The sequence below is a fragment of the Cellulosilyticum ruminicola JCM 14822 genome, assembly GCF_001311925.1.
GTDB lineage: Bacteria > Bacillota > Clostridia > Lachnospirales > Cellulosilyticaceae > Cellulosilyticum > Cellulosilyticum ruminicola.
On sequence record NZ_BBCG01000010.1, the window covers coordinates 36,360 to 58,691 of the forward strand.

Below are 22,332 nucleotides of genomic sequence, written 5' to 3' on the forward strand. Positions count from 1 at the left end.
CTCTTCTCCACACGTATCCGTAACTGCAATAAGTTGCCTATTAAATTTAACAGCAACTTACTACAAACTTATCATTCAATTAATCATTATTGGTTAATATCTGCATAAATTAAGCTTACGTCACGATTGATTGCTTTTGTCACACCTGTTAAGTATGGTTTTGTTGTAATACCTCTTGTATAGAAGTAAAGTGGCATGATAGGCATATCTTCCATAATTAATGCTTCCGCTTCATGTAAGTAACCCATACGAGCTACTGGATCGATTTCAGCACTTGCTTTTGTAATGAGTTCATCATATTTGTCTGATGTCCAACCTGTATCATTTTGAGAGCTCCAAGATGTATACATATCTAAGAATGTATTAGGGTCAATATAGTCACCAACCCATCCTGCTCTTGATACGTCATAATCTAATTTATGTTCTCTATCTACTTTAACTTTCATTTCTACGTTTTCAAGAGATACATTTACACCAAGGTTTTCATTCCACATTTGTTGAATCGCTTCAGCTACTTTTTTATGATTTTCATGTGTGTTGTAAAGAATTGTGAAGTCTAAGCTGCTCATACCTTCTTCAGCAAGACCTTCAGCTAAAAGTTTTTGAGCCTCTTCTACATCTTCTTTAATAAAGTCACCACCATTTTCTCTAAAATCAACTGTTTCATCTGCATCTGGGATATTTCCTGGTACAACTGCATATGCTGGAATTTGTCCACCTTGTGTAACTTCATCAATGATAAGTTGACGATCAACTGCCATAGATAATGCTTTACGTACTTTTACATTATTAAATGGTTTTTCTTGTGTATTAAAACGATAGAAGTAATTTGCAAGCTCTGGTACGATTTTAAGTTCTGGATCGTTTTGTGCATTTAATTGTCCTAATACGTCTGCTGGTAAATCGTAGTTGATGTCAATTTCACCATTTTGATACATTTGCCATTGTGTATTTAAGTCTTCTGAAATGTAGAATGTTACACCATCAAGTTTCACAGCATCTTTATTGTAGTATTCTTCATTTTTAACGAGTTCTACGCTTTCATCATGGTTCCATGCTTTCACGCTAAATGGTCCATTACTTACGAATGTATCACCATTGTGTGACCACTCTGAACCTTGTTCTTCTTGAAGTTTTGAGTTAACTGGGTAGTATGTATAGAATGCACATAATTGTAAGAAGTAACTTGTTGGTAATTTAAGTTTAACTTCTAATGTTGTATCATCTAATGCTTTAACCCCTACTTCATCTACTGATCCTTTACCAGTATTGTATTCCTCAGCACCTTCTAAGTAATAAAGTTGGAAAGCATAGTTAGAACCTGTATCAGGATCAAGTACATATTTCCAAGCTACTTCAAAGTCTTTAGCTGTTACTGGGTCACCATTTGACCATTTTACATCTGGACGAATTTTAAATGTATATGTAAGTCCATCTTCACTTACTGTGTGGCTTTCTGCCATACCGTATACTGTTTCTGAATTTTCATCTCTCTTCATAAGTCCTTCGAAAATATGATCTAAGATAATTGACTCATGAGTTCCTTGTGATAAAGCTGGATGTAATGAACCAGGTTCACCACCAGAGATTAATTTTGCAATTTTTAAGTCACCAGCATTCGCTGATACTGCTGTTTCATTTGTTCCTGCTCCTGCGCCGTTGCTGCCACAACCTGTAAGTGCCATTGTGCCAAGTAACAGTACGCTAAGTAAACGTGTTAATCTAGTTTTCATAAGTTCCCCTCCCATATTTCTTCCTTTATGACATAAATTCTACAAAATATGTGCAATTTATGCCACAGGCCGCTGCTATATATGGAATAATATATAATTATTTGTCATTTGTCAACATAATTAAACTATTTTATTTAACCAAATTTAACTTCAAATTAAAAACAGTTGTTTTCCATTTTAAAACAACCGTTTTTGTCTCATGCACAAATTTAACTTCACTTTCCTTTTTATTGTCTATTTTATATAATATTTTATTTAAATTATTTCTATATATATGAGTAAATTTATGTACTATATAAGTTTTTTATTTTAATTTTTTTATTTTCAATCATCATTTCCCTCTTATAAATACATTCAACTACTTATTTGTATCCTATTTGTTTATATCTACCCATTAAATATATTAACGTGATAACATAAAAAAAGTGCAAGATATACCTTCTATATCTTGCACTTTTTGTCTTGTCTATCTACTTAATTATTTACTTATGTTAGCAATTATATATTTTTCATTAACTTTTCGCCTTGTCGTAATGTCTGATATAAGGCATCATTCTTTAAGCCTGATAGTGCCACAAACTTAGTGCCTACCCCACCCTTAACCTTAAGGCTTTTCGCTAATTGAATCACTTCATTTCTAGATAACTTCATAATAATACCATCCTATAGGCACTGATATTATTATAGTATGCCTTACTTTACAAAAAGTATACTGTTTCGATTTATCTCTTATATTTTTATTCTATATACTTCTTAGAATTCTATTTGTTCTATTAGACGCACTTACTATTGGATCATGTTTATTTGTTAAACCAGCTGTTTTAATCCCCACGCCCCCATTTTTTGAGCTTCTTTAGCTTTTTCAATTGCCAATCTTCTAGTTTCCTTGTTCTCCTTCATAAGTGTCACCTCCTGTATGCTTATATAATAATACCATTTAAAGCTCAACACAATAATTATTTTATTCTTCAGGCAATTCCGCTATTACTGGTATAATGTAATCTTCAAATCGCTTAAAAATATTTAAAATGAAACGCTGCTCGATTTCAAATATATCCTGTCTGCCTCTTAAAACAATAATCATTTTATCCACACAGTAAGTGGTTTCATAAGGTACAAATAAGAACTGTTCACCTCCTGGGATAAAAAAGATTTATTGCCCATTATACTTCTGCATACCCTTTCACACAACATATTAGAAAGATCATAACGTATTAAAAGCTCTTTTCTTAAATTTGTACTTTCTCCCAGCTCAATGCATTCTGCTGTAATCTGCTTTTTCTGCACCTCACAATAATACTGAGCTAACATTTTAAATTCTTCGCCCCAATCAAAAGTCTCAAAGGCATTCTGCAATTTTTCCACCACTTGCATACTTCTCATATACTCTTCAAAGCGCTGTAAGATTTCATGTTCTGCATCAATCTTTTCGATAAGTACTTGTACATTACTAGCATTTTCCTCAATGTTTTTTTTGATGTCCTCTTTTACAAAAGTAGCCCCTGCAAAGTTAATTTCTTTAATAGCTGCTCCGGATAAAATCAATAAATCCAAAATCAAAGCCGCCACAAATACAATAATGCTTATAAGGCCACTAATAAACAATTCATCTGGTACCCCAAAGAAATTATTGACATGAAAAGTTTTAAAATCAACACAGTTAATAATACATACATCAATGATTAATACGAATATGTAATAACACTTTTTAATCTCTATAGGCGTGATACGTTTCTTTTCCCCTGTATAAAGCAGTATACACAAAACAATATAAATGATGGGTATACCAAAAAGATAGTTGCGACTATCCGCCTCCTTTAGTTTCTCACTAATTATATATATATATCGCCAATTAGTAATTAATGTGCCTAGTCCTAAAATAATGAGTATATCATATTTTTTATGCCGCTTAATATATCTTCCTATATCTTTATAATAGTCTATTGGCACAATATGCTTGGCAATATATAAACACAATAAGATGATTAATACACTCCCCCAATCATGCCATCCTCTCCTTATATATTAAGCCTAAATTTTATGCCCTCATTATACCATAGACTTTTAGCAATTTTTGTCATATTTAAGTATACCTATAAAATAAGCTGCTTCAAAACTTATTATTTCACAGCAGCTTATTCTTTATATTTACGCCATAGACTTAGTCTAAAGACTTATAATAAATCATTTCATCATACGATAAACTTTCGATTAACTCATCACCTAAAGCTGGTGAGATTAAGCCCCTTTCAATTTGGTCTTGAATGAAAATATGTTGTATTCGAAATGCCTTAGAAATGTACTTCTTAATGGCTTTTTTACTATCTGTATTAAACTCATTAATTTCATTTCCATTTTTCTTCTTATAATACTTCTTCACGAAAGCAACAACTTCATAATTCTCATTATTCATTTCTTCTTTAAAATAATCTAAAACCGCATTACAATCATAATGTTTGGCAATTTTCAAGTCTTTTAAAATTTGATATTTGTCTTCTAATTGTTTATTTGAATTCTTACCAATATTTCTCTCCATTTTAAAGTGAATAAATGATAAGCGGAGGTGAATCAGCTTGGCAATGATATCATTTTTATTGGTATGTATGATATAAGTTTGATAAAATCTCCCATTGTACCTTGAAATTTTCCTTTCTTGAACTAATTTTTCAACTGCTTGCAACTCAATTTCTGTAGCTTTCATAAGTAATTTTTCAATTTCATCACGAGGCACAGAGTTAAAGTGAGACTTTTTAAGATAAGCTAGCTGCTTTCTTAAAATATTTGTTACTGCTCTTACATTCTCATCCTTCTTCCCATAAGTACGTTCAAGTTCAAAGATGGCATAGTAAATCACTTCTTTTTTTACTTCTTCAAATACTTCTGGTGAGATACGCTTTTGTTTCTTCGGCAGCATCATATGAAAGGCAATACTTGGTACAATGATGCTGAGTAAAATAATAATGCTTACAACTAAAATCATTTCTTGTCTTAAAAAACGCATCTCTGGATGATTCACTAAAACCGGAATAGATACGGCAATTAAAAGTGTCACTGTGCCATGAACGGCACTAAGGGCATAAATCATAGCCCCTTCTATACGCTTCTTACGGCTGCTATTGGTAATATGAAACTTCACTGGCTGCAAGAAAACCTTACACCAATTGTCATTAAATAAATGACAATTGCAAGGGCTACTAATAAATGAATCGAATAAACCCCCTCATTTTCTAAGTTACTAATAACAGAACGCAAGATAAGTCCTAAATAAATAACTACAAAACCATCTAATACATAGTGAATAAACTCCCATATACTATCTGAAATAATCTGCAATTTCGTTGAGATGATTTTTGTTTTTCATTTTTTAACTCTCTATCCTGCTTTTTTACACAACATTTAAAATATGTTTTCCCACTATTACATAGACATAAATCTTTACTATTAAATCTAAAATTATTAAACATCTCCTATTCACCCACTTCTTCCGTTAAATAACAAAGAACTTAAATGTAAAGGCTACACTTAAGTTCTCTTATACTCACTAATATTTCACTGTAAACTATACTGTAAATCTATTTTCTCTTCTAGATTTATCCCCATAAACTTTTTATAAAAGCTGGAAGCGGGACTCGAACCCGCGACTTGCTCATTACGAATGAGCTACTCTACCAACTGAGTTATGCCAGCACTATATCTTTTATTATAGGATTTTTTTATTTATTTTTCAAGTCTTTTATGTGAATTTATGAATTTTTGATTGTATTGTGATATATATTTTCTAAAGACGATGCATATGTATAAACATGATAAGTTGCATAGAAAGAGGTGGCGCATGAGTTCTACTTATACCAACAATTATAATCGTGATAAAGCCTTAGCTTATGCCACTAAGTGGGCTATGAAACGTAATCCGGCCTTTGGCAATTTTAATGGCATTGGTGGGGATTGTACCAACTTTATCTCTCAATGCTTGTATGCTGGATGTGGTATGATGAATTATACCAAGGATCTTGGTTGGTACTATAGCAGTATGTATAATCGGGCACCGGCTTGGACTAGTGTGAACTTTCTCTTTAGATTCTTAACTAGCAATAAAAGGCAGGTCCCTTTGCCAGTAAGGTCAATATTACTGAGCTAGTACCTGGGGATATTGTTCAGCTTGGAGATGCTTCTAATCGTTTTTACCACAGCCTCTTTGTCCTTTCTACAGGTAACTTTACTTATAATGAAATATTTATTGCCACTCATTCTGTAGATGTCTATTCTAAGCCACTTGCTGCTTATAAATTTCATCAAGCCCGATTTTTACACATAGAAGGCGCCAGAGTTTAACATTATTTTCAAACCATGATAATAATTCATTATAAATTATGCCCTAATCTCCAGTTACTAGACATGAAGATTAGGGCATAATCTGATAATTTATTTAGCTTCATTTTGCCACAAAATTTCTTGTGTACCGGCTTCCCCTGTATAAATAATCCGATCAATCTTTTTGAATTGCAATATTGGCATAATCATATTTTGACTAGCTGCCTTATTGCCTAGTAAAGTGGTTTTAAAACTTTTTACATACATAATCTGCTTACCATCTATAGTTTCAAATCCCCAATCCACATCTGTTAAAAGATAAGGTGCTTCCATTGTAATATAAGAAACATAATCACCCTCTTCTACCATCTCCTTTGAAACAGATGCACTACTATTTGGCATATCAGGAATATCGATACTATAGTACTCTACCTTATCGCCTTCTTCCCCTTTTGAGATATGCACTGAATCATATTTCTCTTTCCCTGTAACAATTTCTTTTAAAGGATATACTGAAGCTTTGACAGTGACCTCATGAACCGGCAGCGTTTTTAAAGGCATATTAAATAGTATTTGCATGATACCTATAGTGCCTACAATACCTATAATTCCTGCTGCCACTGCCTTTTTCACCTTTTTATTAACCTTATGATTAATTTTTTTTAATAACTGCTTTTCTGCTTCTACATAAGTATTTGTCTTTTGACTATGCACTGCCCTTTCATAGTCCTCTTTGCCTTCTTTCATCCCTTCATAAGTCAGCTGACATGCCCTGCATTGTTTTAAATGGCTTTCCACAGCTTCTACAGTTTCAGTACTTGCTAATTCATCGATATAACTAGGTAATAAATCTCTAACGATTGCACATGATAATTCATTTTTCATTTTCAATCCACTCCTTTAATCTATTTTTGCTACGATAAAAATTTACTCTCGCCCAATTTTCACTTTTCCCCAATATCTCACCAATCTCCTTAAAAGAAAGTTCTCCAAAAATCCTCAGATACACCACTTCTTTTTGCTCTGGCTCTAATTTATAAATCATGCGGTATAACTGAAGCCTTTCATCTTTTCTTACATACCGATCTTCTACATTATCATGGTCACTTGTAAACTGCTCCTCCATTTCTTCTGAAATAGACACATTGGCATTTTCCTTCTTTTTCACGTAATCTAAATATGTATTTTTTGCAATGGCACAAAGCCATGTGAGCAGTTTGCCTTCTGTAAAATGATCTATGTTTTTCATGGCCTTATAAAATGTATCCGCAGTAATATCCTCCGCCAAACTCTCATTGCCACATAAAGATAAGATATAACGCTGCACAGGCACTGCATAACTACGGTACATTTCCTCTATCTCCTTCAACTTTTTTCACCTCCTATACTTATGAAACGCATGACCTGACCATTCGTTACAGCATTTATAAAAATTTTATTTTAAGCTTATCCATACAAAAAAGCCCTTGGCATCACCAAGAGCATGCTTGTTAATCTCTTATTACTTAAAACTATTTTCATAAATATCAAAGAAAGAGGATACAAAATTAGCATAATTGATGCTATTTCTTGCCATACTCCCACTCATTATGCTTCACACCTATTCCAGCTGATTTCATAGCATCTGATGTACTGCAAAAAACATAGGAATCCTCACCAATTCGTCTTCCATGCTATTAAGTTCACTATAATCATTATGTCTCGCCTTCAACTCATCTGAGATATTTTCTACATCATCTGCATCTTCAAGCCAATAAAATTCAATATAATCATCCCCTTTTATAGCTGATAGATATGTACCTGTAGTCCCCTCTTCTACGGGCTCTGTTACAATTACTTCATACCCCTGTTCCTCTAACCGATTTCGCATCGTCTCATTATCTGGGCAAAGCACACTCACACTATTCCCACTACATCCTGAAAACATTAAACATACTATACAACTCACTACTCCCGCTAATTTTTTCATAGTTCCCCCTCTTTTCATATGAAAATATATTTTTAAATTCATAACTCTCCCACTTTTTATAACTCTATTATCCTTCATATACCCACTATTTTCAAACTAAATATAAAAAATGATAGTATCACATTTTTTGCGATACTATCCATTTTACTTGCTAACTGATGTCGTATATTTTAAACATCATCTCCAAAGCCGCCTACTGTTTCTTTATAAATTGCCTCACTGCCTCTACCACCTAATGTAAATATCGCTTTAGTGTCCTCAAATCATACATCTACCACACTATAGCATACACCCAATTTCCAATCATTTAACCACATCGTTGCATCAGACAAATGTTTGCTTATTTCCGGCTGTTCGATAGAATGGGCTTTAATAAGGGCCATCTCAATTAGATGGGCATCCTCTTTACTTTTTACACTAGGCTCTAGATTCGTACATTCCTCCGTTACCGGCATACCAATACCAATATTATACATTGGCTTTTTACTTTCATTCATAAAATATATATTACTACCAATTAACCCTGTAACGGTTGCCCCAAACAATATATTTTTAATTATTTTGTAGTTCATGCTGCCTCCCATTGTGTCTATCCATGCATCAAACACAATAACTATATATCCAATTAACAATAATACACGATATTCACAATATATGCAAATCCCTTGTTTTTTCAACCAATAACTAACTACTTTGATAATGTCACTACAATACTCTCTGGTCTATTCAATAATCGTAGTGGAATAATGCTATTTCCTAAACCTCTACTAATCACCATAGATGTCCCACCACTTATATGTATGCCTTCTATTAACTTAGGAAAAAGCCCTTAATTCGTTGCAACTAATCCACCTATAAACGGCAGTCTCACTTGTCCTCATGAACATATCCTATAAACACCAAATCCACCTGACTATTTACATATATATCGAACATTTCCGGTCTATGAGAAAGTAATATCTTAAAGTTACTACTTTCATCTATCAATTCCACCAACACCTTCAATGTATCCAGCCAAGTAGACTGTTTAACTGCCAAATCTGCCAAGCCTATTAAATCTATCTGTGCTCCTTCCTTAAATATTTACATATAACAACCAGCTAAACTTATATATATTTATTCCTAATTTCTGTACATGCTTTATTACTCTTGCATTTTTAATCGCATTTGATACCAAACCACATCTCCATGTGTTGAAACAGATATCCCCTCATTCTTAAATCCAAATTGCCCATAAAAACCAATCAGCTTTTCTTTACATGTCAATACAATGCCAGTCCTATCTTCCATCTGCATATCCTCGATGACACGTTTCATCACCCTACTCGCATAACCTTTGCCACGATATTTAGGATCTGTAACTACTGAGAAAATCATCAACCATTTACCATTTTTATCATGCATCAATGGATTTTCATACATCTCATCAATAAGATTCTCCTTGTCAGTAAGCATTCCATTAATAAAAGAAACTATTTCCTTATTTTCATCTTCCAAAATCCAAAAACAATCCGAGAAATGCTCAATTCGTTCTTTAATACTTTCTTTTGAAGCACCCTCCGCACTCGGATAAGATGCTGCCTCTATAACCGCAAGAGCCGCTAAATCATTTTGAGTTGCATGTCTAATATTCATTTCTAATCTATCCTCCTATTATATTTGCCTTTATTCTATAAAGGCATTTTTCCCCTCTTCACTACATATCCAACTAAATCCATCTCCCTTATATCTCAAGAAAATATGGAGATGAAAATGGCCTATGTCATTAAATTCCCCACCATTTTGCATAATACTATAGCCATCAAGTGCATATACCTTTTTAAGTGCTTTTACAATTTCTTTTGCACCCCCCATTAAATATGTTGTCAACAATTCATCTGGTATTTCCTCTATATCCAAATAATGTATCTTAGACACAACTAATACATAGCCCTCGTTAATAGGTTCTATATCCATAAATGCCATCACTAGCTCATCTTCATACACAAAGCTACTAGTGATATTCTCCTTTATCTTATTTTATTATGCTTTATATAATCAGTATTTTCAAATTAAATTCAAAAAAACATCGCAAGTTCTAGCTTTGCAATACTCTCCATTAAACCTTCATTCATAATTGCAGCTCCATTTACATCACTATTTTGCTAATGTCACTATGATAAAATTGGTAAATGATTTAAGCATGGTGTTAAATACATCATATTTTAATCAGAACTTCACTTCATCTTTTGTTATTGAACAAATCACCATATTATTTCTTTCCCCTGATAAGCCATCTATTCTACGCCCTCGCAAAGTTGCTTCAATGCGAAAACCTAGCTTATTCAACAGTTTGCCAGAAGCCACATTGGTTTCATTATACTTCCTCACAATATAATTAGTCGCCTCATAAGCATATCCACACTTCTGATACCTTTCAGCAATAACATAGGCAATCTCACCAATTCTCAATATATCATATGGAATATCTACTATCACATACCCAATAACATTCCCCGTCTCCTTGTCCTCCAAAAGCCAAGCATCCTCATTCCTAGCTAATCCACTTACCAATGCCTTCATTTGAGAAACATCTTTCATGGAATATATAATAATATACCTCCCTAAACCTTCATTCCTCCTCCACCAAAAAGCTGCCACCCCAAAATCATCTTTTTCTAGCGAAGTCGGGTTTGACATAGAAGAAGCTCCGCATATGGTAGGCAGCTAAGCTACATGCGGAGTAATTTCTTGAGTCTCTTAGAGAAAATAATCAAAGCGGTTTTAGGTGTGATATCTGAACGCAGCGTAGCGCAGTGAGTTCACACCGTTGCTTTTGATTATCGAACTTAGAGACCACAAATTACGTAGAGCGTAGCGTGCTGCCTACCATATGCGGAGCGCCCCTTCCTATGCCAAACTACCCGATAAAGCTAGAAAAACGTGCTCTAACTTCTTCTTCCCCAATAATTTGCATAATTGTATATAAATCAGGAGTATTAGTTCTATGGGTTAAAGCTGTTCTTACAGCTCCAGCTACATCTGATACCATACCTTTGAATGCTTCTGGAGCTTTTTTGTAAGCTTTTCTATCTGCTGCATAACCATTTGCTACAGCATAAGCTTTAAGTTCTTCGAACCATTCTTCTTGTGTTGTGTTGAAGTCATAAACTTCTTTGTATCCTGTGATGATTTCTTTAGCTTCTTCCACTGTTACTGTTTTAGGGAACTCTACTTCTGTTTCACCACTGAATAATTCGTTGTAGAAGTAGCAGATTTTTTCTTTTACTTCTGACCATTTACCGAAGTCTTTACGAGGTTTTGGACCTTCTTTATCGATACCGAAGATTGCTTTAGACATCTCTTTGTGTGCTGTTACGATGTCATACATTTCTTGATCGAATTCTTTAGCCCACGCTGTGTAAAGTGTGTATACTTCTTCTGCTGGCATTTTTGAAATAACATCTTTACTTACGTCATTTAATTTTACGAGGTCGAAGAGTGCCCCACTTTTACTCATTTTATCAAGTGCTACTGGGAATTCTAAGTAATCAGCTTTTGGATTTTCCATACGCCATTCTTCGAATGTAGAATTAATGATATTTAAGAGGTATTCTACTACAGAAGCTCTTGGATACCCTTCTTCTTTATAGTAGCTTACAGCACTTTCTGGGTCTTTACGTTTAGAAAGTTTACGTTTAGAATCTCCATCTAATTTCATAACATTTGGAATATGTGCGTATTCTGGTCGTTCGAATCCAAGTACATCGAAGAGTTGTACGTGAATTGGAAGAGATGATAACCATTCTTCACCTCGAATAACAGTTGTTGTACCCATTAAGTGGTCATCAATTGCATGTGCGAAGTGATATGTTGGAAGTCCATCAGCTTTGATGATAACAACATCTTGAATGTTTTCTGGAAATGATGTTTCACCTTTGATAAGGTCAGTGAATTGTATACGTTTTTCTGCATCCCCAGGTGATTTTAAACGAAGAATGTATGGTGTACCTGATTCGATTTTTGCAATCGCTTCATCAGCTGATAAATTTCTGTAGATTGCATATTCACCGTAGCAACCAGGTGTAATTTTAGCAGCTACTTGTTTTTCACGCATTTCATTTAATTCTTCTGGTGTGCAGAAACATGGGTATGCAAGACCTTTTACGATTAAGTCTTTTGCAAATGTTTTATAGATTTCTTCACGTTCACTTTGTTTGTATGGGCCATAGATTCCTTTAGAAGTTTCTTGACCTGTCATACCTTCATCGAAGTCCATACCGAAGTTGTGCATTGTTGCGATTGTATCATCAATGGCACCTTCTACTTCTCTTTTTTGGTCTGTATCTTCAATTCTAAGGTAGAAGATTCCGCCACTTTGATGTGCGATTCTTTCGCTAACGAGCGCTGCGAATACACCACCAATATGTTGGAAACCAGTTGGACTTGGTGCGTAACGCGTAACTCTTGCCCCTTCTTTTAATTCTCTTTTTGGATATTGACTGATAAAGTCAGCTGGTATTTTTGTGATATCTGGGAAAATTAAATCTGCTAGTTTTTGTAAACTCATGTTTCCACCTTACCTTTTCATTAGTATTTTCATTTATAAAAACCTTCCCCTTTAAGGTAAAAGGTACTTACTTTTTTACATCTTTTTTATTATACCTAGCGAAATGTTTCTTGTAAAGACTAGCTCTTTTCACCTTTCTACTTACGCTTACCTTTTTTCTCCTTAATAACTTCTATAAGCCTTATCTCAGATTTTAAATAGGCTCTTTTTTTGTTCTTTAACTTCTTAGAAACTTGCTCCCTTTTAGCTTTTTTATTATGTGTATAATTTGAAATCTTAGCAAGTTCTTTGAGTCGGCCTAAGAGTGTGGCATTTTCATTATCTATTTCCTCTTCTCTAATTAAAGGCATTTGAATAGGCTTTACTCTTTCTAATATAAGCTTAAGCTTCTCATCGGTACAGATTTCTTTGATATTTTCAAAGCGTTCTTTAAGCTCATGATCATTTTTAATAAGCGCTTCATTTCTAAGGGCTACAAGCACCATACCAATATACCTTAAATCTAAACGATTGCGGACTTCTGTTTCCATCCCTGCTTCTCTTACACTCTTTTCTAACAAATAATGGACACGCATTTGGTCTTCCCATATCTTCTTATTATAAGAATGCAAAATAGATTTAGGATTTTGTACATAATGATAATAGACACCCTGCTCAATTTGCACACCATTACTTTTTAATAATGACTGCACCATAAAAACTAAGTCTTCCATAATCGTAATGCCAGGTGTAAAACGCAGTCCATTTGCTTCAATGAACCTTCTTTCATATAAGCCTCGCCATACACAGCCCATGATATACACATATCTAGGCGTTAAATCATCCATACCTATCATATCTGGAATAATCTTTTTGCGTACCATATTGGCATCTAAACTTGTATCACTAAAACCAAAGTACTTTGGTATACTACGCTTTTTAGTATCCTTAAAATAGTTACACAAACAAATAGGATAAGGTGAGGATTTAATTCCCTCAAGAAGTCTCTCATACATATTCGTTTCCAACCAATCATCAGGATCAACAAATCCTATATATTTGCCACTGGCTATTTCAAGACCTGAATTCCTAGCTAAAGCAACTCCTGCATTCTGTTTATCTATAATGACAATGCGGCTATCTCGGGCGGCATAAGCTTTACAAATTTCTAAGCTGCCATCTTTTGAGCCATCATTAACTAAAATGATTTCTAATCTTTGATAAGTTTGAGAAATCATTGATTCTATACATCTAACTAAATATTGCTCTGCATTATAAATAGGTACGATAATACTTATACAATCCACGTGACTTCTACCTCTCTTTTATCACTCTTCTTAATATTATATCGTATACCCTATAAATTTATCATGAATCTCTTATTTTACCTCTTATGCCTCTTTATGAATAATATCCGAGAATTCTAGAGCTCTTCTATAAAGGGTATTTCCCTTCGCATCTAAATCATAGTCCTCATACGGCGTCTCTTCATCCACAAAAGCTGGCAATTCTATAATGAACTGACTTCCAAATCCAACCTCGCTGCGTACAGTAATAGTCCCCTCATGGGCTTTTACAAAACTTTTCACTAAAGATAAGCCTATACCACAGCCTTCTTGCTTTCTTGTGAATGTTTTGTCTGCCTGCCTAAAACGTTCAAAAATTACACCTAACTTATCCTCTGGAATGCCTCGTCCTGAATCTGACACAATGATTTGTACCTTGTCTCTCTTATCATTAATATCCACCATCAACATACCACCTGGGTCTGTAAACTTCACAGCATTAGAAATAAGATTCAATACTATTTTCTCTATCATTTCAGGATCACAATACACAACCTTTTCCTCTACATTAGTATCAAACTCAAAAGTAATTAAATTTTCTTTTATATAATCAATAACAGATTGACTAATGTCTTCTACTAAACTAACAATATTATAATTTTGCTTATTCGCTTCATAATACCCTGCTTCAACTTTAGCCATACTCAAGAAATTATTTACAAGTTTAAGAAGCCTTAAGGCATTTTGTTTCATAATTCCTGTATAATATTTTCCCCTTTGATCCACTTCACCTAATCTCCTACACAAATCTGCTGTATAAATTTCCATAGATTGCAACGTAACGATAATGACATTAAGTGGTGTACGTAATTCATGGGCTACATTTGCTAAGAACTCACTTTTTAATTTCTCAAGCTGCTTAGTCTCTTTAATAATATTACGTTCAGAAATATCCCTTACGACAGTCATAATCATATCACGACTATTGAGTTTAAACTTATGATGGACCACTTCTACAGGAATTAGTTGTCCTGATTTGGTACGATACTTAGTCTCATACATGACCTTGTCTTCTTCAGACAATATACGATTAAACATCTCTTGTCTCTTACGTTCTCCCTTTTCTAAGAAACGTACATCCAAATCCGCTAGACTCAGCTCTTTGCACTCATCTTCATCATAACCAAAGTTTTTACAAACTGCTTGATTAAATTGATAAAAATAAGTATACGTATAATCCATAGAATAAGGTGCAATAAAAATAGCATCTTGAATTCCATTGAAAAGTTGATAAAACTTACGTTGATTTCTTTGTAAATCTAAATAGGTAATCTTTTCAGTCGTAATTTCTCTGCAGCTTACAACATTGCCAGTTTTTTCCTCATTTTCATTCAAAATCGGATTAATTGTAATACCTACCCATATATAATATCCTTTTTGATGTTTCAATCTTACTTGAAAATACTCACTTTTTTTACCATCTCTTAAACAATTAATCATCTTTTTCATTTGCGAACCATCTCTATCATGCATATGCTTTACAACTTGTCCAATTTCCACCCATTCTTCTTCATATCCTAAGAAATCATTTAAACGCTTATTATGATATATAATCTTCCCCATGCAGTCGACCTTAGCAAGTATCATTGACACATTATGCATGATTTCATCCGTTAAACTTAAGCTATATTGAAATACTCTAATTTTTCCATAGTAATAAAGCACAACAACCGCTACACCTATTAGAATATATGACAAAGCTAGCATATTGTTAAGAATAATCTGCATACTGATTTTCTTACCAAATATATAGCATATTATAATTGTTCCCCCATGATATGCTAATGTAACACTTAGTATAAATCTATTACTCCTATTACACTCACATAATATACGCCAACTCATACATGCAACGATATACCCAATGCCTATGAACAGAAAAAAACATTTAATAGACCATCCTAGTAAAGGTATTAAAAGTACCAATACACTTCCTGAAATTATATAATATCTCTGTAATACTAGTATCTGCTTAACTTTATTAGACCACTGTTTCATTAATTTGGCACAGCCCACAAGACCAATCAATTCTCCTAAAAAATAAACAACATCTATTACATACCAATATTGTTTATTTTCCTCTCCCATAATTATTGTAGCTAAAACAGCACCCATACAGATAAATATACTTATTCCCCATATTTCTAGTACTTTATCCTTTTCGTATTGCCATAGAATTAAAAATGTTAAGACGGTCGGAACCATACTCATAATTAAAATGCTCTTATACAGAATTAAATCACTCATTATACACCCCTGTTTTTTGTAAATATAAGGCAAATTTTATTCTATTTATATTATTTTATCTTTCGTACACACTATATTATAGCGAAAAAATAGAATAAAGGGGAATAATTAATGAAATTTTTTAAATTTTTGTTAAAAATATTTTTTTAACATCTACTTTTTTATTACCTCCACACCTTTTATGGCACAGCAACGCATACCCAACTATGTTATTGAAAATGAAGTCACCAAATCTCTTGGTCAAGAAACTACTACAACTGTAGAGCCTAATGAGCAAACTTTAGAAGAACACTTTGTACCTATACTAGAAGAACTATTTCAAAATCGTAATGCTTGCATTCTCGCTTCAGATTTAGAGAATCTTAAATCCCATTACAATTTAAATATCAAAGTCAGTCTTTGGGCCTACGAAAGCGAAGCACAAAAAATAAAATATTTTAAGAACTGGTGTGCAAAACAAGGTATAAAATTTAATAAAATAGACTCTCATATTAAACTTAGAAAAGTAAAAGAAAAAGAACCGGGTCTTTACGGCATTCTCTGCTTTAATTCTACTGAATTTACCTATAGTTATGTGGATACACCTGAAGTAACTAATACTTTTCGCCTAGGTACTTCTCATTACATGAATTTAAAAGCAGATAACGACCGTTATATCATTACTAAAGAATGGTACACAGACCCCTTTGCTGATTCACTTAATCTAGAAAATATTAAATCTGATCAAATTAGAAAATACATTTTGGCTCAAAAGAAACCAGACTACACTATTGATTCACGTACCCAATGTGCCGTTGACTATGCCCATAAATACTGTGGTGTTAGTGATAATGATGAATTTCTATTTAAATATAATAAAGCCTATAAAAACTTTAATCCTGATGGTGGTGACTGTGCAAACTTTGCTTCTCAAATCCTCTTTGAAGGTGGCAAATTTAAAAAGAATGGCACTTGGAACTACTGTGACCGCAACGGTACTAAAGCTTGGGTCAATGCACAAGCCTTCAAAAACTATATGGTAGGAAGTGGCCGTGCTGGTTATATTACAAAAGGTACTTATCAAGAAATTTATAAAGCAGCCTACAATCTCCGCCCAGGAGACTTCGTAGCTTATGAAAAGAAAGGTAAAATCGTCCATATCTCCACTGTAACAGGACTCGATTCCAAAGGTTATCCCCTTGTAACCTGTCACAATACAGACAGACTTCTCGTCCCATACGACCTCGGCTGGAGCAACAAAAACATCCGCTTCCACCTAATTAATGTTTACTATTAATTTATTTACACCAACATGCAAAGAAGGTACCACAAAATTATCTATAATAATCTTGTGATACCTTCTTTATTTAATAAAATATAAATCATTAGATTCATCACCATAAACTGTGTTTGACATATTTAATTAAAAAATTCATTATTAGATGATTACAATATTGTCAGCAACTTATACACAAATAAATTGCGAGATACACATTTTGATAATAATCCAATCATTAAAATATAAGTTTATACTTCCCATCAAAGTTGATACATTAGTTGAGCGTTTGATTGTAGGCATCTAATGCCTCTGTGACAGCTTCCATTAACTTTTGTTGATACCCTTTATCTGAAAGCATTCTATCTTCATTCCAGTTACTCATAAAGCCCATTTCAAATATAATAACAGGTACTTTAGACCAATTAAAACCTGTCATATCTCCACGTTCAAAAATGCCGTTTACTTTTACACCTTTACCTTCTAAAGATTTTTTTAAAAGCTGTGCGTAGTCATAACTTGGTTTATAAATCCCTGCTGTATGTGTACCAGCTTTAGCTGGCACAATAAGTACCGCACCACTCTTTCCACCATTACCAATACTATCACAATGCAATCTAATGGTCATATCTGCATGGGCATTATTGGCAATTTCTGCACGTTCTACATTACTTACATTAACTTTATTAGTCTCTCTAGTCATTATGACTTCATAACCCTTTTGAGTTAATAAATCTCTTAGAATAAGTGCTGCCTCCATATTTACAGCATACTCTGGCTTTTTAGTCGCCACACCAGCCGTTCCAGAAGCCACTCTCGCCTTCTTATGAGGTGACCCCGGCGCAATAGGTTCTCCTTTAGGATCCCCCTTCGCTTGATGCCCTGGATCAATGCATACTATAAAATGCTCCTTCGCCCAAACTCTAGGCACATTGGTAATGCACACACTCACCATTAATAACATATAAATCATCATTCTAAGCATTCGTCTTGCTGTTGTCTTCACTTTTCTGCTCCTCCTCCTATGCTTATAACCTTATTTATATGTAATCTTTATTTTTTTACTCTTAAATAAAAATGAATTGCCAAAAAAGCTGCCCTTCTTGACAGCCTCTAAGCTTACTAATTCTCCCCTTGAAACTACACTCATAAATATATCTAAAACTTCATTTCTCTACATACAGCATGATGAATACATTAACTTTCTAATCTCCACGCAGTTTTAACTATAAAGAAAAGCAGGTGGCATAGTCGATTCTAATCTACCTTCGTAGTAATTTATTGAGTTTCTTAGCGAAGAGAATCAATACGGTTTTAGGTGTGTTGTTTGAACGCAGCGTAGTGAGTTCACACCGTTGCTTTAATTCTCAAGCTTAAAGACTCACAAATTACGAAGAGTGTAGTTAGAAGCGGCTATGCCACCTGCTGACCTTTAGAGTTACCCTAAACAAGTGCTTCTTTTAAGATAGCAACTGCTTCGTCGATTTCTTCTTTTGTTACGATAAGTGGTGGTACAAAACGAATGACGTTTGTGCCTGCACTTGCGATAAGCATGCCTTTTTCCATACATTTGCTAACAATGTCCTTAGGTGTTTTTGTAATTTCAACTCCTTGCATTAAACCAATCCCTCTTACATCTGTAACGCAGTCTACTTCATCTTTAAGTACATTGAGCTTTTCTGTTAAATAAGCCCCTACTTCTTGAACATGAGCAAGTAATCCATTGTTTACGAGTTCATCCATTACAACTGTTGCTGCTGTTGTTACCATTGGATTACCCCCAAATGTAGAAGCGTGATCTCCTGGTACGAATACAGCTACATCATCTTTGCAAAGCATAGCCCCGACAGGTACACCGCCACCTAATCCTTTAGCAGTAGATACTACATCTGGATGAATGCCGAAGTTTTCATAAGCAAAGAGTTTACCGGTTCTACCCATACCAGATTGCACTTCATCAATGATAAGAAGGGCATCATATTTGTGACAAAGTTCTTCTACTTGTTTGAGATATTCTACTTGTACTGGAATGATTCCACTTTCTCCTTGAATAACTTCAAGAATAACACCACATGTTTTTTCACTAATGATTTCTTTTAAACTTTCAATATCATTGTATACAGCATATTTAGTACCTGGTAATAATGGTAAGAAGTTCTTTTGATATTTTTCTTGTCCTGTAGCTGTAAGAGCGCCACATGTTCTACCATGGAAAGATTGTTTCATTGAAATAAGTTCAATTTTATCTTCACTTTTAAGTTTCCCATACTTTTTAGCAAGTTTAATAGCTGCTTCATTGGCTTCTGCCCCACTATTACAGAAGAATACTTTATCAAAATCAGAGTTTTCTACAAGCATTTTAGATGCATTTACAAGTGGTTCTGTATAATAATAGTTTGAAATATGAATAAGTTTTTCAACTTGTGCTTGTAAAGCCTGTGTTAATTTTTATGGCCATAACCTAAAGCATTAACAGCAATCCCTGCACACATATCGATATATTTTTTATTATTTTCATCATATACATAAACGCCTTCACCATGAGAAATTACAAGCGGAAAACGTCCATAAGTGTTCATTACATAATTATTTGCATTGTCTAATACTGACATTATTTCTCCCCCTCTTTGTACATCATTGTTCCAATACCATTTGGTGTATAAATTTCTAAGATTAGTGCATGTTTTCTACGTCCATCTAAGATATGCACCATAGATACACCTTTATCAATAGCTTTCATACAGCATTCAACTTTTGGAATCATCCCACCTGCAATTGTGCCATCTGCAAGGTAATCTTTTGCTTTTTGATCGCTTAAGAATGAAATAAGTGATGATGAATCATCTTTGTCTTTGAGAACACCTTCAACATCTGTTAAAAATACTAGTTTTTCTGCATTTAATGCCCCAGCAATCGCTACAGCTGCATAGTCTGCATTGATATTGTAAGTATTGCCTTTTTCATCTGCGCCAATAGGTGCAATAACTGGAATGAAACTATCATCAAGAAGTGATTTTAAAAGTCTTGTATTCACTTTCTCGATTTCACCTACGAATCCTAAGTCAATGCCATCTTTTTCAAGTTTTTTAGCTCTTAACATTTTGCCATCTTTACCTGAAAGTCCTACAGGACATCCGCCATGTTGTGCAAGCATTTGTACAATATTTTTATTAACTTTACCTGATAAAACCATTTCTACAACTTCCATTGTTTCTTTAGTTGTTACACGAAGTCCGTTGATAAATTCTGATTTAATATCAAGTCTTTTAAGCATAGTATTAATTTCAGGACCGCCCCCGTGAACGATAACAGGTCTAAGTCCTACTAATTTAAGAAGTACAATATCTTGAATAATTGTTTTATTAATTTCTGGATCAAGCATCGCACTTCCGCCGTATTTAATAACAACTGTATTTCCATTGAATTCTCTAATATAAGGTAATGCATCTATAAGCACTTTTGCTTTTTCTAATCCATCATCTACTAAATTTACTTTCTTTTCATTCTCCATTTTTAAAGCCCCCTCAAGTTTTAACGCTCTATGTTAAATCTTACTTCAATTCAATCCTTATCTACTCTTTACCTATTTTTTACACCGTTATTAGCTTCTGTAGTCCCCATTAATTTTTACGTAATCATAACTTAAGTCACAGCCCCAAGCTGTTACTTCAGCATCACCTTCACCCATTGTGATACTAATTTTAATTTCCTTTTCAAGAAGAATTGTTTTAGCTTTTTCTTCACTAAATTTGATTGGAAGTCCGCCTTTAAGAAGTGAAATACATCCAGCAGTACTTTCAAAATCAATATCTACTTTAGAGGCATCAAAGTCAATACCAGAGTAACCCATTGCGCAAAATACACGTCCCCAGTTAGCATCTGCACCGAAGAATGCTGTTTTTACAAGATTAGATGTTAAAACGCTTTTTGCAATTGTTTTACCATCTTCGAAGTTTTTAGCACCTTTTAAATTGACTTCAAGAAGTTTAGTGGCCCCTTCACCATCTTTTGCAATAGATACGGCAATATATTTACATACTTCAAAGAGTGTGTTGCAGAAGATATCAAAAGCTTCCCCTTCACTATCGATAATCTTGTTACCTGCAAGTCCATTAGCCAGTACAAGAACGCTATCATTTGTACTTGTATCCCCATCTACTGTAATCATATTAAATGATGTATCAATACATTTTTTAAGTGCTTTTTGTAACATCTCTTGTGTGATATTAACGTCTGTTGTTACGAAACCTAACATTGTTGCCATATTAGGGTGAATCATACCAGAACCTTTACCCATACCACCAATTGTATAAGTTATACCATTAATTTCTTCTTCAATAGCAATTGTTTTTTTGATTAAGTCTGTGGTTAAAATAGCTGTTGCTGCACTATCTCCACCTTCGAAACTTGCTTCTAATTCTTTTGCTACCACTGGAATTCCCGCTCTAATTACATCCATTGGTAAGTTCACACCGATTACACCTGTAGAACAAACTAATACTTCTTCTTTTTTTACATTTAATATCTCACTTACAATTTGAGCCATTTCTTCTGTATCTTTAAGTCCTTGCTCCCCTGTTGCTGCATTAGCATTTCCACTATTTACAACGATCGCATGTACTTTATTTTGTTTTTCTAATACACTTTTATCCCAAAGTACTGGTGCAGCTTTTACCACATTTTGTGTAAAAGCACCTGCATAAGTACAAGGAGTTTCACTATATACGAGTGCTAAATCTTTTTTCTTTGCTTTAAGTCCAATATGTCCTCCGGCTCCTTGATATCCTTTCGCTGCTGTTATGCCACCTTGTATAAGTTTCATAGTCATCCCTCCATATTGTTTAAATTTTATATTTAATTATAAACTTTTATCTTATTTTAATATGTTTATAATTATATTTAATTTTTATTTTTTTGCAATACCTTTTCAGAATTTTTATAAA

The 22,332-nt window shown here is 33.8% G+C and carries 22 protein-coding genes and 1 tRNA gene; 3 read left to right on the plus strand and 20 right to left on the minus strand.

Features of this window, described 5'->3' with window-relative positions; all coding sequences use genetic code 11:
* Nucleotides 1-86: 86 nt before the first annotated feature.
* From JCM14822_RS05445 to JCM14822_RS05465, 5 genes are all read right to left on the minus strand, one after another.
* Nucleotides 87-1,733, minus strand: a complete 1,647-nt coding sequence (locus JCM14822_RS05445; protein WP_054740374.1) for a peptide ABC transporter substrate-binding protein — start codon at nt 1,731-1,733, stop codon at nt 87-89.
* Between the two features lie 498 nt (nt 1,734-2,231).
* A complete protein-coding gene (locus JCM14822_RS20050) occupies nt 2,232-2,384 on the minus strand; it encodes a hypothetical protein (RefSeq protein WP_157047641.1) in 153 nt (50 codons plus the stop codon).
* A 429-nt stretch (nt 2,385-2,813) separates the two neighbouring features.
* Nucleotides 2,814-3,683, minus strand: coding sequence for a hypothetical protein (locus JCM14822_RS21615; RefSeq protein ID WP_242861410.1), 870 nt, complete (start codon nt 3,681-3,683; stop codon nt 2,814-2,816).
* Nucleotides 3,684-3,894: 211 nt separating this feature from the next.
* Nucleotides 3,895-4,878, minus strand: a complete 984-nt coding sequence (locus tag JCM14822_RS05455; protein WP_157047642.1) for a hypothetical protein — start codon at nt 4,876-4,878, stop codon at nt 3,895-3,897.
* Between the two features lie 469 nt (nt 4,879-5,347).
* Nucleotides 5,348-5,420: transfer RNA gene (locus JCM14822_RS05465), tRNA-Thr, on the minus strand.
* Nucleotides 5,421-5,631: 211 nt separating this feature from the next.
* Between JCM14822_RS05465 and JCM14822_RS24430 the strand changes: the two genes are divergently transcribed.
* Together JCM14822_RS24430 and JCM14822_RS24435 are read left to right on the plus strand one after the other, a co-directional pair.
* On the plus strand, nt 5,632-5,871 hold the full coding sequence (locus JCM14822_RS24430) for an amidase domain-containing protein (RefSeq protein WP_306307296.1): 240 nt from the start codon (nt 5,632-5,634) through the stop codon (nt 5,869-5,871).
* An 11-nt stretch (nt 5,872-5,882) separates the two neighbouring features.
* Nucleotides 5,883-6,065: a hypothetical protein gene (locus tag JCM14822_RS24435; RefSeq protein WP_334291645.1), complete on the plus strand. Its 183-nt coding sequence runs from the start codon at nt 5,883-5,885 to the stop codon at nt 6,063-6,065.
* A gap of 90 nt (nt 6,066-6,155) precedes the next feature.
* Here the strand turns inward: JCM14822_RS24435 and JCM14822_RS05475 are convergent, their stop codons facing one another.
* The 10 genes from JCM14822_RS05475 to JCM14822_RS05525 all read right to left on the minus strand — a co-directional run bounded on the left by JCM14822_RS05475 (nt 6,156) and on the right by JCM14822_RS05525 (nt 16,134).
* Nucleotides 6,156-6,929 carry a zf-HC2 domain-containing protein gene (locus JCM14822_RS05475; RefSeq protein WP_054740381.1) on the minus strand — a complete coding sequence of 258 codons (774 nt, stop codon included), beginning with the start codon at nt 6,927-6,929 and terminating at the stop codon, nt 6,156-6,158.
* A complete protein-coding gene (locus JCM14822_RS05480) occupies nt 6,919-7,413 on the minus strand; it encodes an RNA polymerase sigma factor (RefSeq protein ID WP_054740383.1) in 495 nt (164 codons plus the stop codon). The genes JCM14822_RS05475 and JCM14822_RS05480 overlap by 11 nt, the downstream gene beginning before the upstream one ends.
* A gap of 246 nt (nt 7,414-7,659) precedes the next feature.
* Nucleotides 7,660-8,013, minus strand: coding sequence for a hypothetical protein (locus tag JCM14822_RS05485; protein WP_157047643.1), 354 nt, complete (start codon nt 8,011-8,013; stop codon nt 7,660-7,662).
* Nucleotides 8,014-8,276: 263 nt separating this feature from the next.
* Nucleotides 8,277-8,585 carry a hypothetical protein gene (locus JCM14822_RS05490; RefSeq protein ID WP_054740387.1) on the minus strand — a complete coding sequence of 103 codons (309 nt, stop codon included), beginning with the start codon at nt 8,583-8,585 and terminating at the stop codon, nt 8,277-8,279.
* 571 nt (nt 8,586-9,156) lie between these two features.
* Nucleotides 9,157-9,648: a GNAT family N-acetyltransferase gene (locus JCM14822_RS05500; RefSeq protein WP_054740391.1), complete on the minus strand. Its 492-nt coding sequence runs from the start codon at nt 9,646-9,648 to the stop codon at nt 9,157-9,159.
* Between the two features lie 30 nt (nt 9,649-9,678).
* Nucleotides 9,679-10,026, minus strand: a complete 348-nt coding sequence (locus JCM14822_RS05505) for an HIT family protein (RefSeq protein ID WP_054740393.1) — start codon at nt 10,024-10,026, stop codon at nt 9,679-9,681.
* 195 nt (nt 10,027-10,221) lie between these two features.
* Nucleotides 10,222-10,692 (minus strand): GNAT family N-acetyltransferase, encoded by a 471-nt coding sequence (locus JCM14822_RS05510; RefSeq protein ID WP_054740395.1) that lies wholly within the window; start codon nt 10,690-10,692, stop codon nt 10,222-10,224.
* Nucleotides 10,693-10,912: 220 nt separating this feature from the next.
* Nucleotides 10,913-12,562, minus strand: a complete 1,650-nt coding sequence (gene gltX / locus JCM14822_RS05515; protein WP_054740397.1) for a glutamate--tRNA ligase — start codon at nt 12,560-12,562, stop codon at nt 10,913-10,915.
* Between the two features lie 137 nt (nt 12,563-12,699).
* Nucleotides 12,700-13,848 (minus strand): glycosyltransferase, encoded by a 1,149-nt coding sequence (locus JCM14822_RS05520; protein ID WP_054740399.1) that lies wholly within the window; start codon nt 13,846-13,848, stop codon nt 12,700-12,702.
* Between the two features lie 84 nt (nt 13,849-13,932).
* Nucleotides 13,933-16,134: a sensor histidine kinase gene (locus tag JCM14822_RS05525; protein WP_054740401.1), complete on the minus strand. Its 2,202-nt coding sequence runs from the start codon at nt 16,132-16,134 to the stop codon at nt 13,933-13,935.
* A gap of 181 nt (nt 16,135-16,315) precedes the next feature.
* Here JCM14822_RS05525 and JCM14822_RS05530 point away from each other — a divergent pair, with 181 nt between their 5' ends.
* Complete coding sequence (locus JCM14822_RS05530) at nt 16,316-17,410, plus strand: amidase domain-containing protein (RefSeq protein WP_083461289.1); 1,095 nt, start codon at nt 16,316-16,318, stop codon at nt 17,408-17,410.
* A 256-nt stretch (nt 17,411-17,666) separates the two neighbouring features.
* Here the strand turns inward: JCM14822_RS05530 and JCM14822_RS05535 are convergent, their stop codons facing one another.
* The 5 genes from JCM14822_RS05535 to argJ all read right to left on the minus strand — a co-directional run bounded on the left by JCM14822_RS05535 (nt 17,667) and on the right by argJ (nt 22,211).
* Nucleotides 17,667-18,395: an N-acetylmuramoyl-L-alanine amidase gene (locus tag JCM14822_RS05535; RefSeq protein WP_242861411.1), complete on the minus strand. Its 729-nt coding sequence runs from the start codon at nt 18,393-18,395 to the stop codon at nt 17,667-17,669.
* 437 nt (nt 18,396-18,832) lie between these two features.
* Nucleotides 18,833-19,798 (minus strand): acetylornithine/succinylornithine family transaminase, encoded by a 966-nt coding sequence (locus JCM14822_RS05540; RefSeq protein WP_306307297.1) that lies wholly within the window; start codon nt 19,796-19,798, stop codon nt 18,833-18,835.
* Between the two features lie 32 nt (nt 19,799-19,830).
* On the minus strand, nt 19,831-20,001 hold the full coding sequence (locus JCM14822_RS23060; protein ID WP_306307295.1) for an aminotransferase class III-fold pyridoxal phosphate-dependent enzyme: 171 nt from the start codon (nt 19,999-20,001) through the stop codon (nt 19,831-19,833).
* Nucleotides 20,001-20,900, minus strand: a complete 900-nt coding sequence (gene argB / locus JCM14822_RS05545; protein WP_054740405.1) for an acetylglutamate kinase — start codon at nt 20,898-20,900, stop codon at nt 20,001-20,003. The genes JCM14822_RS23060 and argB overlap by 1 nt, the downstream gene beginning before the upstream one ends.
* Nucleotides 20,901-20,990: 90 nt before the next feature.
* Nucleotides 20,991-22,211, minus strand: coding sequence for a bifunctional ornithine acetyltransferase/N-acetylglutamate synthase (argJ, locus tag JCM14822_RS05550; protein ID WP_054740407.1), 1,221 nt, complete (start codon nt 22,209-22,211; stop codon nt 20,991-20,993).
* Between the last annotated feature and the right edge of the window lie 121 nt (nt 22,212-22,332).